Source organism: Simiduia curdlanivorans (genome assembly GCF_030409605.1).
Lineage (GTDB): Bacteria > Pseudomonadota > Gammaproteobacteria > Pseudomonadales > Cellvibrionaceae > Simiduia > Simiduia curdlanivorans.
Genome location: NZ_JAUFQG010000004.1, coordinates 1,033,812 through 1,049,234, shown reverse-complemented (window position 1 = coordinate 1,049,234; position 15,423 = coordinate 1,033,812). Strand labels below are relative to the sequence as shown.

The following is a 15,423-nucleotide window of genomic DNA, read 5'->3' as shown; positions in this document are numbered from 1 at the left end:
ACTCTTGCTCGGGGCATTTACTTAGCCCGCTCGGCGCGCACTTTCTCGATCAGGAAACTGGCCACTTCCAGCATTTGCGGTTGACCGCCAGCCTCTTTCGCCGAGATGCGATATTTACCTTCCACTACCAACTCCGGCGTACCCGTAATACGGTAGCTACGCGCCCGCGCATCGGCCTGACGAACTTGGCCGGTTACGCCGAAGGAGCTAAAGGCTTTGGTAAATTTATCCGCGTCAACACCATTGGCCACGAAAATCTCTTGGATCTCCGCTTCGTTGGCTAGGCGCTTACCGGCCACATTCATGGCTTCAAATAAGGGGCCGTGCATCTGCTCGCTAACACCCAATGCTTTAGCGACATAGAAGGCACGGGCGTGTAGCTCCATGGCACCGTTCCACATGGCGGGCGACTGTACGAAGTTAACGTCGTCGGCCAAGGCCTTTTTCCAAGGCTGAACCAGCGGCTCGAAGTGATAGCAGTGACCACAGCCATACCAAAATACCTCGGTAACTTCGATCTTGCTGGCATCAGCTGTCCGCACTGGCGCATCCAACACGGTGTAATGCACGCCCGCTTGATACTTTTCAGGTGCATTGCCATCGGCACATGCCACTAAGGAGACCATTAGACCGATTAAGGCCAAGAAAATACGCATAGCTCACTCCGCTTGTTAATTTTGTCGAATTATTCGGGTTTACGCGCTCTGGTGCAAGTATTGAGCGGCCAAACCGAGAGTCCTGTCAGACAGTGTGCCAGCCCCACTCTGAACCGAAGCTTAACAACAATAAAAAAGGCGACCTAAGCCGCCCTTCTGCATCGCTAATAATTTAGATATGTAGGCCGGCGATATAGTTCGCCAGAGCCGATATTTCTGCATCGCTCAGCTGCGCTGCAACTTGGCGCATAATTTGGTTATCGCCATCGTTAGTGCGATTGCCGGCGCGGAAATCTTTCAACTGCTTTTCGATATAGGCCGCATGCTGACCACCCAAACGCGGGTAGGAAGCTGGATCATTACCGGTACCTCCCGGTGAATGACAACCCATGCACGACGGCACGTTAGTTTCTAAGTTGCCGCCGCGGTAAGTTTTCTCACCTAGCGCCAAGCTATTCACTTTAACACCCGTGCCAAGTTGCACTTCGGTGTCTTTCTTAGAGCCAGATAGCTGGGTCGAGTTTGAATCGTAATAAGCGGCCAAGTCTGCTAAGTCACTATCGGACAGCGCCGTTAGTAGGCCCGTCATTTCAGGAATATTGCGCGCGCCCGACTGGATATCGCGCAGCTGCTTGAGCAGGTATTTTTCACCCAAACCAGCCAATTTCGGAAAGTTTGGCGCCAAGCTATTGCCGTCGGCTCCGTGACAAGCGCCACAGGTGGCGGACAAAGATTCACCATTTTTTACATCGCCGGCCATGGCGAATTGAGACAAGGCCACAAGGCCTAGCGTGGCTACAATCTGCTTAATCAGCTTGTTCATGTGATTAATCCGTCATTTGCTAGTAAGTTGAACACTGCGTTAGCCACGCCGGTACTCACGGGCTACAATTGCCGGCCACAAACAAGGGCAGGCTTTGGGCGGGCATTATATACTAACCGTCTGATAACACACCAATTTTACGGATTTCCATGGCAGATCAAATGCACTTCAACAAGGCGAGCTATTTAATGAGCGCGCCAACACTCGCCCTTTGTCCACCCGAAACGGGCGTAGAGGTCTGTTTTGCAGGGCGATCCAACGCCGGTAAATCCTCTGCGATTAACACCCTAACCAATAACGGTAAACTCGCGCGCACCAGTAAAACCCCCGGTCGCACCCAGATGATTAACTTCTTCACCTTGGGTAACCCGGACCAACGCCTCGTCGACTTACCCGGCTACGGCTACGCCAAAGTGCCCTTGGCCATGAAGATCGAATGGGAGAAACACCTGTCCCAGTATCTGCAGGAACGCAAGAGTTTGGCGGGGATGGTGCTGATGATGGACGTGCGCCACCCGCTGCAGGAGTTCGATACCACGATGATTAACTGGGCTGTGTCGGCGGAAATGCCGGTGCATATTTTGTTAACCAAAGCCGATAAGTTAAAAAAAGGCCCAGCGCAAACCATGCTGCTGAATGTGCGCAAGCATTTAAAAGAAGCCAAAGCCGATGACCTCGTTAGCGTGCAGCTATTTTCCTCGCTTAAGCGCACCGGCTTGCCGGAGTTAAATATTGTACTCAACCGTTGGTTTTTAGGTGACGCGGCGAAGGCTGAATAACGCCACTGAATCGCTTTGCAGAATCAACTAGAACGGGCCGCTAAGTCGGCCCGTTTTTATTTCGGCTAAAGCCTTCTCTCGCCGATTGCCAACACCTCACTTGGCCTAAACCTTCGGGTTAATGCACCCGCGATTCAGTTCCAAAGCGAATATGGATGCGCCGAATCGGTAGGAGTCCTTTACTCTGTGCATCGCCGCTCCTGCGCCCTTTGGGGCCAGCCACTAAGCACAGCTTGATGGCGTTCGAGCGGCCCGAAGATTCGAGCGGTCCGACGATTCGAGTTCGCGCAAATAGCTATTTGCACTCGCTCCTCTCGCCCCGAAGTGTCGAACCAATGCCCCCGCGGCATACGACCGCCACGGAAGGCGGAAGAGCCGAAACTGCAGGAGCATGTTTCGGCCCGGCCGTACCCGAAACGTCGGACCGCTCAAGGGGCACCAAGGTCCTTGGCCATCGCCGCTCCTGCGCCCTTCGGGGCCAGCCACCAAGCACAGCTTGATGGCGTTCAAGTTCGCGCAAATAGCTATTTGCACTCGCTCCTCTCACCCATGCGCTCACGGCATACCGTACATCCTGTACATCGCCGCTCCTGCGCGTCCTGCGCTCACGGCATACCGTACATCCTGTACATAAAAAAACCCCGGGAGCTGTGGGCTGCCGGGGTGAATAATTGATCCCTTATTGGGGTTCGGGAGCAATCATGTGACCGGAGCTTGGGGAACCCCGATCAGCACTGATTTGAGTAATCCCGAGGGTGTAAGTTCCAAACTTCACACTTATTTACGCTAAGCAGAGGTTATCTAGCGATTAATGGAATAGGTCGAGAGTGGCTTTGCCTGGGAGTGACATGGCTGGGCCTCGGTGCCCATTTAGCTTTGTGGCAGCTCGCAAGGGGGTGCTTGTTTACCACAAAACCAAAATACCTATTTAGTTAGGATTAATTTTCCAGCTTTGGTTTGACGCAAGAAATAATCGTGCCCGGCATGCTCAATCACGATTAAGGCACCGCTTCCTAACAGCTCGGTGCTGGCAATACGCGCCTGGGTGCCGTTGGCTTGCCTAACAATCACTGCGCGGGCTGGATTTGGGCTAGCGTTCATGGTGTGGCCTCGGGAAGTAAGTGGAAAGGCCTTATTATTTACAAATGATAATGATTGTCAATAGCGTTTGGGGCATTAAGCTTGAAGGCGCTTGCGACATACGACCGCCATGGAAGGCGGAAGTGCCGAAACTGCAGGAGCATGTTTCGGCCCGTACTTACCCGAAACGTCGGACCGCTCAAGGGGCACCAAGGTCCTGTACATCGCCGCTCCTGCGCATATATGGACCCACCCCGTTTGCAAGACATTTGATTCTGATAATGGATAAAAGTCATTGCTCTCATATATCCGGCCTGTTGGTGGAAGTTTTTGTCCTCCTGGCCCCGATGGATATTTGCGCTCGTCCTCCTCATCATCCCTACGGCTTTATTAAAGCCAATGCACGGAACAGGTTTTGAACGAGCCGGTCTGACCTATCTCACCATCCAATCAATCTATCTTTGCAACTGACGCGACGGGTTAAACTCTTGCAGTACGCTATCGCGTACTGTGATAAAACGCTGCTCTATACCGCAGGGCGATAGCGCTCGCCTTTTGCCATGATCACCCAAGCAATTCTGGCTAACTTATTTGCTACGGCGACGCAGGCTCGGTTGTGGCCTCTTCGCTCCAGTAACGATTGCGCCCAGCGGCTAAAGCGATCTGTTTTCTCCGCAGAATACCGCAGTACTGCGCGTGCCCCATGTATCAGCAAGGTGCGCAAATAACAATTACCTCGCTTACTGATACCCAGTAACACGGGCTTACCACCCGTACTGTGCTGACCCGGTACTAAGCCTAACCACGCGGAGAAGTGTCGGCCATTCACAAAGTCACTACCATCACCAGCCGCTGCATACAGTGCACTTGCGGTAATAGCTCCAATACCGAGCACCTCATCTAAACGCTGGCACTGTTCATTACCCTGATTAACCGCTTTTATACGTTGCTCGCAGCGCTCTAGGCGTTCGTTAATGGCTATGAGCTCATCGAACAGTTCTGCAAACAGTTCCCGAGCACCTACGGTTAAAGCGTTACTCCCGTCTTCGAGTATCAATGGCAATTCTCGTTTCAAGGTAGCAATACCCTTGTGAATCGCTACGCCATACTCCGCTAATAACCCTCTTATCTGGTTCGACAGGGCTGTACGCTCGCCCTTTAAACGCTCTCTTTGTCGATGTATGTTCTGAACATCTTGCTGCTCAATATTCTTAATGGGCACAAAGCGCATAGTAGGGCGTTGAGCTGCTTCAGCAATTGCCTCCGCATCGTTGTAGTCGTTCTTGTTGCCTTTGACATACGGTTTCACGTACTGCGGCGCTATTAGTTTCACATCATGCCCCAAGGCTTGAAGCTCTCTTGCCCAATAGTTGGCACTGCCGCAAGCTTCCATAACAACCAAGCAACTCTCTAGCTTGGCAAAGTAAGCCAAGAGCTGATGCCGTTTTAGTTGTTTCTTCTTTAACGGCTTGCCTCGTAAATTTACAGCCACTAAGTGGAAAACAGACTTTGCGATATCCAGCCCAATCGTTGTAATCTTCATCTCGACCCACTCCTCATTCTGTTAAATGGTATGTTCGTAACTTCCATTTTGGCTCATTGCGAAGCCGCTTTAGAAGTGGAGTGGGTCCATACCATTATCCATGCGCTCGCGGCATACCGTACTTCCTGTACATAAAAAAACCCCGCAGTTGCGGGGTTAAAAATTCCATAACATCAATCGAGGAATCCAAGGGAGAGCACTACATCACATGGTACTGATTAAATAGACCGGCTCTTTCGCGCTTAGTTCAAACTATTTGTCATTAATTTTGAAAAACCTTTAATGCGCCTGATCCCAGTTGTCACCGTCACCGGCTTCCACCAATAGCGGCACCTTAAGGCTCGCCGCTTTAGCCATGCGCTGGCAGAGCTCAAGTTTTAGCGTCTCGACATCGGCCTCAGCCACTTCTAGCACTAATTCATCGTGTACTTGCATGATGATGCGGGCATCTGGCGCTTCCGGGGTTTGCAACCAGTGATAAACATCCACCATTGCGCGTTTGATAATATCCGCCGCCGAACCTTGCATAGGTGCATTAATAGCGGTTCGCTCGGCGGCTTGTTGGCGCATTTTGTTGCGATCGTTAATTTCCGGCAGGTGCAGTCGACGCCCAAACAGGGTTTCCACATAGCCTTGCTCGTGCGCTAAGGCGCGGGTTTGATCCATGTAACGCGCCACGCCTGGGTAGCGCTCGAAATAGGTATCGATGTATTGCTGGGCTTCGTGCCGGCCGATATGTAACTGTTTGGCTAAGCCAAAGGCCGACATGCCGTAGATCAAGCCAAAGTTAATGGCCTTGGCGCTGCGCCGCATATCTTGGCTGACTTGCTCCAAAGGCACGCCGAACACTTCTGCCGCAGTCGCTTTATGCACATCCAAGCCCTTGCTAAAGGCGTCTAGCAAACCGGCATCGTCAGACAGGTGCGCCATAATCCGCAGCTCAATTTGGGAATAGTCCGCCGCCACTAATTTGTAGCCTTTTGGCGCCACAAAGGCCTGGCGAATACGACGCCCCTCTTCGGTGCGAATGGGAATGTTCTGCAAGTTTGGATCGGTGGAAGACAGGCGCCCAGTAGCGGTAACAGCTTGATGATAGGAGGTATGAATGCGCCCCGTGCCGGGGTTAATCATCAGCGGTAGCTTATCGGTGTAGGTACTTTTTAGCTTGGCTAGACCGCGATACTCCATCAATATTTTTGGTAACGGGTAGTCTAAGGCCAATTCCTGCAGCACCTCTTCGGCTGTGGAAGGCGCGCCCTTCGGGGTTTTCTTCAACACCGGCAGGGCCAACTTTTCAAACAATATGGCGCCCAACTGCTTGGGCGAGCTCAAGTTAAAGGGTTCGCCAGCGAGTTCAAAAGCTTCCCGCTCCAGCTCGGTCAAACGCTCACCCAACTCAATGCTCTGCTCGCCCAAAAGTTTGGCGTCCACTAAAGCGCCCGTGCGCTCCACCGCAGACAACACCTTAACCATGGGCATTTCAATGCTAGTAAGCACTTGCTTCAAGCTCGGCACTACATCCAATTGCGGCGCCAAGGCATAGTGCAGCCTCAAGGTAATATCGGCATCTTCCGCGGCATAGGGGCCAGCCTGCTCTAGCGCTACCTGATTAAAGGTGAGTTGCTTGGCACCCTTGCCCGCCACCTCTTCAAACTTAATAGTGCTCTCATTGAGGTAAAAACTGGCCAGACTATCCATGTCATGGCGGCTGGCCGTGGAGTTCAGCACGTAGGATTCCAGCATGGTGTCAAAAGCAATCCCCGCCAGTGAGATGCCGTAATTAGCCAGAACACTGGCGTCGTATTTTAGATTTTGCCCCACCTTAGCCCGCGCTTCGTCTTCGAGCAGCGGCTTCAATTGCGCCAACACCCAATCGCGCTCGAGTTGCACCGGCGCCTCCATGTAATCGTGGGCAACGGGGACATAGGCCGCTGAGCCCGCTTCGACGGCGAAGGAAACGCCGACGATTTGCGCCTGCATGTAATCGAGGCTGGTGGTTTCGGTATCGAAGGCAAACAAGGGGGCTTGCGATAATTTGGCCAACCAGCGCTGGAAATCGGCCTGGGTCAAGATCACCTCGTAATCGCGCGCTGGCGGCGCGGTTGACTCTGACCCTAAGTCTGAGGATGCCGGTTCGGATTGGACGGCTGGAGCGGTCGCGCTAGCTGAAGGTGCCGGCGCATTGTCTAATTCGGCCACCCAAGATTTAAACTCCAGCATTTCAAACAGATTGCGCAGCGCCGCACTATCTGGCGCTTGGTTCTGCAGCTCAGACAAGCCTTGGGGCAAATCCACATCCAGTTTTATGGTGGCCAATTCATAGGACAGGTAGGCTTTATCTTTGTGCTCCTCAAGCTTTGCCGCCATGGTTTTAGCGCCGCGAAAACTTAACTCGGCAACCTTGTCGAGCTGGGCATAGATATCGTCCAAGCCGCCTAGGCCCTGCAGTAAACCCAGCGCCGTCTTTTCCCCTACGCCAGGCACGCCGGGAATGTTATCCACCTTGTCACCCATCAGGGCTAGGTAATCGATGATTAAATTTGCCGGAATGCCAAACTTTGCCACCACGCCCTCTGGGTCCATCACTAGGTCGGTCATGGTATTAACCAAGGTCACGTGGCTGTTGACCAACTGCGCCATATCCTTATCGCCGGTGGACACCACCACTTCAATACCCGCGGCCACTGCTTGCGCACAATAAGTGCCGATCACATCGTCCGCCTCTACCCCCTCGACCACCAAGAGCGGTAAGCCCATGGCGCGCACTATGTCGTGTATAGGCTGAACCTGAGGCCGCATATCATCGGGCATGGCTGGGCGATTAGCTTTGTAGTCGGCGTAGATGTCGTCGCGAAAGGTTTTTCCCTTGGCATCGAAGATCACCACGATGGGGCTTGCGGGGTAATCCTTTTGTAACCGGCGCAGCATATTAATGACGCCTTTTACCGCCCCCGTGGGCATACCCTTACTGTTATTTAACGGCGGCAAGGCGTGAAAAGCCCGATATAGGTAAGAAGATCCGTCAACCAAGACCACAGGGTTAGCCATAACTCATCCATCGATTGTGCAAAGTCGCAAGGATACACCATTCCGAAAGACTGATTTGCCCAACACGCACGTTCTAGAACAAGAGTGTTACCTAGCATGTTACCGATTAATTTTTAACCAGACGAATTACCTAAAACGGGAAAATCTCACAAAAACGGTAGGTTACAACTTTAACTTAAAGAAAAACTGTCACAATTCTGAAAAATAGATAGCTTAATCTTTAGTCAATTGTTACCATGCGTAACAATTAGTAAACAACAACGTTTTACTTACCGAATTCGCGGGTTATGGGCACCAAGGCCGGTAACACGCTTAACACCCTTACGGAGGGCCTCACTATGAAAAAGCTTGGTTTTCTGTTGTTAGCATTAGCTGCACCGGTCACATTCGCTAATCCACAATCTAGCATCGCCACATCTGTGGTTACCGCTGGCGTGGACACTAGCTGGACTACCGAAAACGTAGACAAAAATGCCAATACAACACAATTAAAGGCGCTGAACCGCGCCACACTGTCACTTGGTCAGTCCATCAACACCGACCTAAACGAAAAGATTTCTCAGCGTCTGCGCGATCAAGCCGAAGCTCAGTAATTGCGGTAACACGCAGTAGATTTTTTGTAGTACCCCAGGCGCTCACCTGGATTTGTTCGTCAGTTTATTGCTTTACATCGCTCAACGGTCAACCGGCTCTCCAAAACCCGGTTGGCCGTTTTTTTATGCACAAGGACGTGCTGTATACCGCGGGCGCATGGATGCGCAAGAGCGGATATGCACAAGGACGCGCGGGCCGAAACATGCTCCTGCAGTTTAGGCACTTCCGCCTTCCATGGCGGTCGTATGCCGCGGGCGCATTGGTCCGACACTCCTGGGTGAGAGGAGCGAGTGCAAATAGCTATTTGCGCGAACTTGAATCGTCAGACCGCTTGAACGCCATCAAGCTGGGCTTGGTGGTTGGCCCCGAAGGGCGCAGGGTAGAATAAATATTGAGCAGCTGTTTTTGGGGGCGGCCATCCGTTTAACTGTTAGCTGGATGATTCAAACACGCCTTCATATCCGCAGCCAGATTGCGCATTAAAGTCTCATAGCGATGCTCGCCCGGTGCGACATTCGTCCCCAGGGGATCGAGCAACACCAGCGGTAGACCCAATTCTTTTGCTAATTGCTGTGTCGATTGGTTGTCATAAAACGCCTCGGCCAGCAAACACTGCGCATCTTTAGCCCGCTCCTTTAGCTGGTAGATATGTCGGGCACCGGGCTTTTGCTCCGGCGTCAAACTCACGGCGGAGAGCTGAGTTAAACCAAAGCGCTGATTCCAGTGCCCGTAAGCTTGGTGATAAACCATAAACTGCAGTTCGCGCAATTCACCTAAGTCTCGCTCCAACTCAACACTAAGCGCCGCAATACGGGTCTGCATCACCGCGAGACGCGCCTGCACAACAGCGCCGTCAACGCCGGCTAACGCCTGCAAGCGTTGAGCTACCGCATTTGCCACCGCAAGCGCATTATCCGGGTTCAACCACAAATGTGGATCGCGTGCCGTATGTGCATGTGAATGGTGGGGTTCAGATAGCTCCGCTTGATCGGGCCAGCTTAGTTGCGCGAGCTGATCGAGCTGCAGCGCCGCCGGCAAGGTCGCCAGTGGCTTTTGTAGGAACTGCTCCAGCTCTGGCCCCACCCATAAAATCAGATCAGCCTGCTGCAAAGCGCGCATATCCGACGCCTTTAAACTGTAGTGATGGGGTGACGTGTTCGGTTTTAGCAATACGCGCAAGCTGTCGTCTGGCCCAAGTAAGGGCTCGACCAACATTGCCAAAGGTTCAATGGAAACTACCAACTTAGCGGCAAACACAGACAGACTGCCGGACAGCGCAAGCAGAAAAACTAAAGCACGAAATAGGTTCATAGGAGGGGGAGGTGTTACGCAAATGCTATATGATAACATAACGTTTTATCACAGCCACTAAGTCGCCCATGAAGCCCCTATCCGCGCTGCCGCTGCGACAGCACAACCATCAACACTGCATAAACGACGCACTCAAGCAGGCGAAAGCCATCGCCGAGCACAAGGACCTGCGCTTTACTAAGCAGCGAGAACAAGTATTGCGTCTGATTTGGCAAAGCCATAAGCCGATTGGCGCCTATCAATTAATGGACGCCCTGGCCGACGCCACCGGCAAACAAGTTGCACCACCAACGGTATATCGGGCCCTCGAATTCTTGCTGGAGCATAGGCTCATTCACCGCATTAACAGCCTTAACGCCTTTATCGGCTGCCCCTGCCCAGGCGAGAGTCACGCCGGTCAATTTGTCATTTGTCGGCGCTGCGGTATTGCCCTCGAGCTCGACGAAGCGAGTATCAAGGCGCCTATACAGGCACTGGCGGCATCGGTTGGTTTTTTAATTGAGCAGCAATCGCTGGAACTATCAGGCCTCTGCCCCACCTGCCAAGTCAGCGCCGAAGGAGAGTCTGAACATGGATAAACTGCTGGAAGCAACCGCTGTGAATTTACGTTTCGGCGATAAACAGGTGCTGCAAAATATAGACTTGTGTTTGAGCAGCGCAAATATCACCACCCTCATAGGCCCAAACGGCGCCGGCAAAACCAGCTTGGTGCGGGTCATGCTCGGCCTACAAAAACCCAGCAGCGGTAACTTGTGGCGCCTGCCGAAGTTGCGTATCGGTTACATGCCGCAAAAACTGACCATCGACTCATCCCTGCCGCTCACGGTAAAACGCTTTTTAGAGCTTGGTGGCGCCAGTGCAAACGATATCAATCGCGCACTGGCATTAACCGGGGTCGAAAAATTGAAAACCAGCGCCATGCAAAATCTTTCCGGTGGCGAGACGCAGCGCGTATTACTCACCCGAGCGCTGGCAAGAAAACCGCATTTATTGGTGCTGGATGAGCCGGTGCAAGGTGTCGACGTCAATGGTCAGGTGGCGCTTTACGATTTGATCAATCAGATTCGCCACGAGCAGGGTTGCGGCGTGCTCATGGTGTCGCACGATTTACATTTGGTCATGGCTAACACCGACGACGTCATTTGTTTGAACCAACATGTATGCTGTCACGGGCACCCAGAAAGTGTCACTGCACACCCCGCCTATCTCGATCTGTTCGGGCCCAAAGCCGCGCAAAGTCTGGCGGTTTATAGCCACAACCACGATCACAAACACGACCTACACGGCGATGTGATTTGCGATCACGATCACGCAGCACACAAACCCCGCCTGTCACTGCGTCCAGTGCAAAAGGAAAAGCCCCATGCCTGATTTTATGGTTAACGCATGGCTCGCGGGCGCCGCCGTCGCAATCGTCGCTGGCCCCTTAGGCAGTTTTGCCGTGTGGCGACGCATGGCCTATTTCGGCGACACTCTCGCACACTCGGCATTACTTGGCGTTGTGTTCGGTTTAGTGCTCGATATCAATATTAATATTGCGGTAACGCTCGGCTGCTTAATACTGGCCGTGGCACTGGTGCTGCTACAACAAACCCGGCTCTTAGCGACCGATACCTTGCTCGGCATTTTATCTCACTCAACCCTTGCACTTGGTTTGGTTTGCATTGGTTTGTTTGGCAATACGCGGGTTGATTTACTAGCCTATTTATTTGGCGACTTACTCACCGCTACGCCCATGGACGTCATCACCATCGCTCTAGTAGCCGCCGTCGTTTTAGCGCTAGTGATTGGCTTTTGGCGCTCGCTAATTTCAATCACCGTGCACGAAGAACTGGCCCGCGTTGAAGGAGTGAAGGTTGAGGCAGTGCGCATGCTGCTCATGCTAGCCATGGCCTTGGTGATCGCTATTGCAATGAAAGTTGTGGGGGTTTTATTAATTACGGCCCTGTTAATTATTCCCGCCGCCGCGGCTCGGCGCATTACTCATACACCTGAACACATGGCCGGCGTGGCAAGCCTACTCGGTTTAGTTGCGGTAAGCTCAGGCTTAATCACATCTTTTTTTTGGGATACACCGGCAGGCCCAAGCGTGGTGCTAAGTGCAAGCACTTTGTTTGCGCTAACGCTGTTAAAACCACAGCGCTAACGCAATAAAGACGAAGCGGATGAGTGCTAAAGCTTTAAACCCAAGGTTTGTAAATAGGTTAATAGGGAGGGTGAATCGACGCCCACCTCAATATGATCAGGTAGCGTAAGCACTTGCCACTCGGTGGAAAACGTTAGGCTTTGCTGCGCAGCAATAGTTGCAAACGCACTTTGTGCCTCCAGCTCCATATAGCCACGCGGGCTGATATAAACTTGCACTTCCGCTTCCTTGGGCGCCTGCTCGGCTTCCGCTAGGTCGGTAAACTTTTTGACCAGCAATGTGCGCCCATCGACCCAGGCCAACCAGCCTCTGCCATTAGCATTTAGCTTACCTTCGCTCAATTGGCTTTCGCGCGCGTCTATCCAAGTGATATCGCCATAGGTTTGGTAGGCGAACTCGCCAAAACTCCACCATAAAGGCGTCGACTCATGGGCAAATAACACCAGACCTTTAATCGGCACCCGGGTAACCTCCCAAGCGGCAAACTGCTTTGCCTGCTCGGAAGGGTTTACTAAACTGTAATCAAGACCGAGCCGATCAGCGCCCAAAAGTTGAATATTTTTAACAATTTGTAAACCGGTTTTCTCTTCGTCAACGGGGCCAGTAAGCGTCAGGGACGCACTGTTTTGCTGCACAGCATAGGGCCGCTTATCGAAACTTTTTGGTGGCGGCCAACCCCAACTTTCTTGCGGGCTAACCCACAGTGTTGAACCCCAATTATCGGCATCTAACGCACTTGGCTGCGCCAAAAGCTCTCTGTCTTGATACAACAATGAGCTGATGCGGCCGCCCGCTTGTGGGTCAACACGAAGCGTTAAATTACCCACTTCCAACTCAGCGCTGGCTAGCGCCGCATCAACAGCGGGCGCCGGATCTTTGGGTTCACATGAAAATTGGAGTAACAGCAAAGGTAAAAAAAATACTATTTGAAAACGCATAGATAGTTCCCGTTGTGGCACTTTGGGTGTAGTGCTTTTTAGTTAGCGCGTTTTCTCTCGCTCGAAAATTATTGGTATTTATAACTATTTATTATTGACCGAACTTGACCGCCGTAGTCGGCACCGGCAGCTCAGGTAGGTTATGGGCTATCATACCCAAACCCTTTTGATAGTAATTGGTGCTGAGCTGATGCTCGCCTAAGGCCGCCATCAGTCGGGCTAATTCAGCGTAGGTTTCCGGTTGCTGAATAACTTTTAAACTGGCTTCAAAATATTCCCGCGCCTTACCCCACAATTGATTACGCAAGGAGAGTCGCCCAAGCGCGAGCAACAGCATAGCATTGCGAGGCCGTTCTTTAAGCCAGGTCTCTGCAGTTAATAATTGCCGCGCCACATCCTCTCCATGCACTCGGCCGTACCAATCCAGCAATCGATCGTCCCAGTTTTTCTGCAAACTTTTACGCAGTAATAATTCCGCTTTGTCTTCGCCCTTATAGCGCACCAACAACTCAGCATAAGCCAAAATGAGCGCGGCATTCTGTTGGGTTTTCGCATCGAAACTGGACCAAGTTTTTACCAGCGCATCGATGGCATTTTCGCCGAATGCCCGCTCAGCACATTGCTCTAGTCGAAACACATAGCAGCGGCGTTCTAAATTTGCCAGCTCGCTATCGCTTACCGTTTTATGTTTTTTCAACAGCGGCAATAATTTTTCCAGCGATGCCCAATCCTCTAGCGCCACATAACTTTGACGTAAAATATCCAACACCACGGGATGATCTGGCACTTCATCGCGAATGCGCTCCAGCGCCGAAAGACATTGCTCGTAGCGCTTATCCATCAGCTCCATGCGCGCTTGTGCTAACGCAGTAGCCAAGGTGTATTGCGGTCCAAACTGTTCGGCCTTAGCTAGCAGCAGTTGCGCTTGCTCCCTATCGCCTAGCTCGTAAGCGGAACGCGCGGCCGCCAAATAATTGATAACCGGCACCATGGAGAAATCCGCGGTCTTGAGTAACTTCTTGCGCGCCAGCTTCCAATTGCCCTCCATGAAATCCACGAGGCCAGCCGCCAGCAACTTTCGGTTATTGTCGTCGCTACCCTTGATCACGAAGCGCGTCACGCCCAAAAAAGCACTAATAATCGCGAACAGAGCCCGCAATACAAACCACAACAGCAGGCTCGCAAGAAGCAAAATAAGTACCGCAAACCAAACGCTGGTTTCCAAACTGTAGCCATACAGGGAAATCAACATGTAGCCACTGTCTCTGGCTAATTCTGTGATTAATAATCCACCCACCAGCAACGCAATACCTACCAGAAATAACAGTCGCTTCATTGAGCCACCCCCAACTCCTGACGGTATTCGCTGATGTAGGTATCAAGGGCTCTGGCGCTGGCTGATACTTCCGGCAACTGCACCTCAACGGTTTTTTCCGAGAGCATTTGTAGCTGAGCCATGAGGTCGTTGCGGGCATCCGATACGGGGAAATACTCCAACATCCACTCGTTTACGAGCTGTAAATTGCGGCGGTATAAGTCTGTGTCCGCGCGCATAACCGCAAGCTGCGCTACCTGCAGTTTTAGTTTTAAGTTCTCTCGCACGCGCAATTCTTGGTCCGGCGCCAACAGGGGTTCCACCGGTTCCTCTAATCGACGCACCCTGACATAGCTACCCAGTTGCCGGGTAAAATTGCGCCAGCCCACAGTAATGCGCGACCATAAACTGTCGGGATTTTTTTTGATAACAGCAGGCTCTACTTCTTCGTTAGCAAACTCGCGTGGCGGTAGCGCCAAGGCCAAGGTGTTAATTTGTTCAACCACACCTTCTAATGCGAAGTAGAGCCCGGTGTAATCCACGTTATCGAGTTGATACAGCGTGTTTAAATCCTGCGCCAATTGCTTCCTAGCAATCAACAAGCCAGAGGGATTGCCCAGCTCGGTAGCGGCGCGTGCCAATATTTCATCGCCAAGCTTGAACAGGGCAATGGCATTGCTGGGTGACTTTTCCAAGTGCAAGCGCTGATTGGCTTGACGCAATAAGAACTGCGCTTCGCTCAGCAAATATTGCACGCGATGGTTAGAGGTCATTTGCGCTAAGCGCTGGGATTGCGACGCTAACTTGGCCTCCACATTGGTGACAAAATCGCCAAACTGTTGTTGGTTTTGCGCCTGAATCTGGGAAAACTGATTTAAACCTTGAGCAAACTCTTGTTGCAAGCTTTGGTTTTCACGCTCCAAGGTTTGCGCGGTGCTCGCAAGGGAAAGCAGATTTTCCTGCTGCAGCGTTAGCTGTTGAAATAACCAATAACTACTCGCAGCCGATCCAGCTAAGACGACGATCAGCGCCAACCAAAGTAACTTAGTTCCGCCGGCGGCCTGTTTTGGCGCCGACCTAGAGCGTTCGAGCGAATCAAACTCTGGCGCCTTGGGCTCGTTGGTTAGTTGCTTGGTATTTGAATCGTCGGTAGTTTGAACCACAGTAGGGCCTCTACGAATAATTATAAG

Annotated in this window: 14 protein-coding genes; 5 read left to right on the top strand and 9 right to left on the bottom strand. The window is 52.1% G+C overall.

Annotated features, from left to right (window positions below; translation table 11 throughout):
- Positions 1–17 precede the first annotated feature (17 nt).
- Positions 18–656 carry a thiol:disulfide interchange protein DsbA/DsbL gene (locus QWY82_RS04915; RefSeq protein WP_290260423.1) on the bottom strand — a complete coding sequence of 213 codons (639 nt, stop codon included), beginning with the start codon at positions 654–656 and terminating at the stop codon, positions 18–20.
- A 172-nt stretch (positions 657–828) separates the two neighbouring features.
- A complete protein-coding gene (locus QWY82_RS04910; protein ID WP_290260421.1) occupies positions 829–1,479 on the bottom strand; it encodes a c-type cytochrome in 651 nt (216 codons plus the stop codon).
- Between the two features lie 149 nt (positions 1,480–1,628).
- Between QWY82_RS04910 and yihA the strand changes: the two genes are divergently transcribed.
- Positions 1,629–2,258: a ribosome biogenesis GTP-binding protein YihA/YsxC gene (yihA, locus tag QWY82_RS04905; RefSeq protein ID WP_290260420.1), complete on the top strand. Its 630-nt coding sequence runs from the start codon at positions 1,629–1,631 to the stop codon at positions 2,256–2,258.
- Between the two features lie 924 nt (positions 2,259–3,182).
- Here the strand turns inward: yihA and QWY82_RS04900 are convergent.
- The 3 genes from QWY82_RS04900 to polA form a co-directional block, all read right to left on the bottom strand.
- The gene (locus QWY82_RS04900; protein WP_290260418.1) at positions 3,183–3,359 is read right to left on the bottom strand and encodes a hemin uptake protein HemP; all 177 of its coding nucleotides are present in this window, start codon (positions 3,357–3,359) and stop codon (positions 3,183–3,185) included.
- A 505-nt stretch (positions 3,360–3,864) separates the two neighbouring features.
- Entirely contained in the window at positions 3,865–4,881 is a 1,017-nt protein-coding gene (locus QWY82_RS04895; protein ID WP_290259239.1) for an IS110 family RNA-guided transposase, read from the bottom strand.
- Positions 4,882–5,160: 279 nt separating this feature from the next.
- Positions 5,161–7,929 (bottom strand): DNA polymerase I, encoded by a 2,769-nt coding sequence (gene polA, locus QWY82_RS04890; protein WP_290260416.1) that lies wholly within the window; start codon positions 7,927–7,929, stop codon positions 5,161–5,163.
- A 338-nt stretch (positions 7,930–8,267) separates the two neighbouring features.
- Here polA and QWY82_RS04885 point away from each other — a divergent pair, with 338 nt between their 5' ends.
- Positions 8,268–8,522, top strand: a complete 255-nt coding sequence (locus QWY82_RS04885) for a hypothetical protein (RefSeq protein WP_290260414.1) — start codon at positions 8,268–8,270, stop codon at positions 8,520–8,522.
- A 424-nt stretch (positions 8,523–8,946) separates the two neighbouring features.
- Here the strand turns inward: QWY82_RS04885 and QWY82_RS04880 are convergent, their stop codons facing one another.
- Positions 8,947–9,834 carry a metal ABC transporter solute-binding protein, Zn/Mn family gene (locus QWY82_RS04880; protein WP_290260412.1) on the bottom strand — a complete coding sequence of 296 codons (888 nt, stop codon included), beginning with the start codon at positions 9,832–9,834 and terminating at the stop codon, positions 8,947–8,949.
- Positions 9,835–9,902: 68 nt separating this feature from the next.
- On the opposite strand from QWY82_RS04880, the gene QWY82_RS04875 reads away from it, so the two are divergent.
- From QWY82_RS04875 to znuB, 3 genes are read left to right on the top strand one after another with little or no spacing between them, the layout of a single operon-like run.
- Positions 9,903–10,412: a Fur family transcriptional regulator gene (locus tag QWY82_RS04875; protein WP_290260410.1), complete on the top strand. Its 510-nt coding sequence runs from the start codon at positions 9,903–9,905 to the stop codon at positions 10,410–10,412.
- Entirely contained in the window at positions 10,405–11,205 is an 801-nt protein-coding gene (gene znuC / locus QWY82_RS04870) for a zinc ABC transporter ATP-binding protein ZnuC (protein WP_290260408.1), read from the top strand. The genes QWY82_RS04875 and znuC overlap by 8 nt, the downstream gene beginning before the upstream one ends.
- Positions 11,198–11,980 (top strand): zinc ABC transporter permease subunit ZnuB, encoded by a 783-nt coding sequence (gene znuB, locus QWY82_RS04865; protein ID WP_290260406.1) that lies wholly within the window; start codon positions 11,198–11,200, stop codon positions 11,978–11,980. The genes znuC and znuB overlap by 8 nt, the downstream gene beginning before the upstream one ends.
- 26 nt (positions 11,981–12,006) lie before the next feature.
- On the opposite strand, the gene QWY82_RS04860 is transcribed toward znuB, so the two are convergent.
- From QWY82_RS04860 to QWY82_RS04850, 3 genes are all read right to left on the bottom strand, one after another.
- Positions 12,007–12,918 (bottom strand): hypothetical protein, encoded by a 912-nt coding sequence (locus QWY82_RS04860; RefSeq protein ID WP_290260404.1) that lies wholly within the window; start codon positions 12,916–12,918, stop codon positions 12,007–12,009.
- 91 nt (positions 12,919–13,009) lie between these two features.
- Positions 13,010–14,254, bottom strand: a complete 1,245-nt coding sequence (locus tag QWY82_RS04855; protein ID WP_290260402.1) for a heme biosynthesis HemY N-terminal domain-containing protein — start codon at positions 14,252–14,254, stop codon at positions 13,010–13,012.
- The gene (locus QWY82_RS04850; protein WP_290260401.1) at positions 14,251–15,396 is read right to left on the bottom strand and encodes a uroporphyrinogen-III C-methyltransferase; all 1,146 of its coding nucleotides are present in this window, start codon (positions 15,394–15,396) and stop codon (positions 14,251–14,253) included. Before QWY82_RS04850 ends, QWY82_RS04855 begins: the two co-directional genes overlap by 4 nt.
- Positions 15,397–15,423: the final 27 nt, after the last annotated feature.

Excerpts from the sequence above, each read along its gene's own strand:
- QWY82_RS04915 (WP_290260423.1), bottom strand. The coding sequence starts at position 656 with ATGCGTATTTTCTTGGCCTTAATCGGTCTAATGGTCTCCTTAGTGGCA.
- QWY82_RS04910 (WP_290260421.1), bottom strand. The coding sequence starts at position 1,479 with ATGAACAAGCTGATTAAGCAGATTGTAGCCACGCTAGGCCTTGTGGCC.
- yihA (WP_290260420.1), top strand. The coding sequence starts at position 1,629 with ATGGCAGATCAAATGCACTTCAACAAGGCGAGCTATTTAATGAGCGCG.
- QWY82_RS04900 (WP_290260418.1), bottom strand. The coding sequence starts at position 3,359 with ATGAACGCTAGCCCAAATCCAGCCCGCGCAGTGATTGTTAGGCAAGCC.
- QWY82_RS04895 (WP_290259239.1), bottom strand. The coding sequence starts at position 4,881 with ATGAAGATTACAACGATTGGGCTGGATATCGCAAAGTCTGTTTTCCAC.
- polA (WP_290260416.1), bottom strand. The coding sequence starts at position 7,929 with ATGGCTAACCCTGTGGTCTTGGTTGACGGATCTTCTTACCTATATCGG.
- QWY82_RS04885 (WP_290260414.1), top strand. The coding sequence starts at position 8,268 with ATGAAAAAGCTTGGTTTTCTGTTGTTAGCATTAGCTGCACCGGTCACA.
- QWY82_RS04880 (WP_290260412.1), bottom strand. The coding sequence starts at position 9,834 with ATGAACCTATTTCGTGCTTTAGTTTTTCTGCTTGCGCTGTCCGGCAGT.
- QWY82_RS04875 (WP_290260410.1), top strand. The coding sequence starts at position 9,903 with ATGAAGCCCCTATCCGCGCTGCCGCTGCGACAGCACAACCATCAACAC.
- znuC (WP_290260408.1), top strand. The coding sequence starts at position 10,405 with ATGGATAAACTGCTGGAAGCAACCGCTGTGAATTTACGTTTCGGCGAT.
- znuB (WP_290260406.1), top strand. The coding sequence starts at position 11,198 with ATGCCTGATTTTATGGTTAACGCATGGCTCGCGGGCGCCGCCGTCGCA.
- QWY82_RS04860 (WP_290260404.1), bottom strand. The coding sequence starts at position 12,918 with ATGCGTTTTCAAATAGTATTTTTTTTACCTTTGCTGTTACTCCAATTT.
- QWY82_RS04855 (WP_290260402.1), bottom strand. The coding sequence starts at position 14,254 with ATGAAGCGACTGTTATTTCTGGTAGGTATTGCGTTGCTGGTGGGTGGA.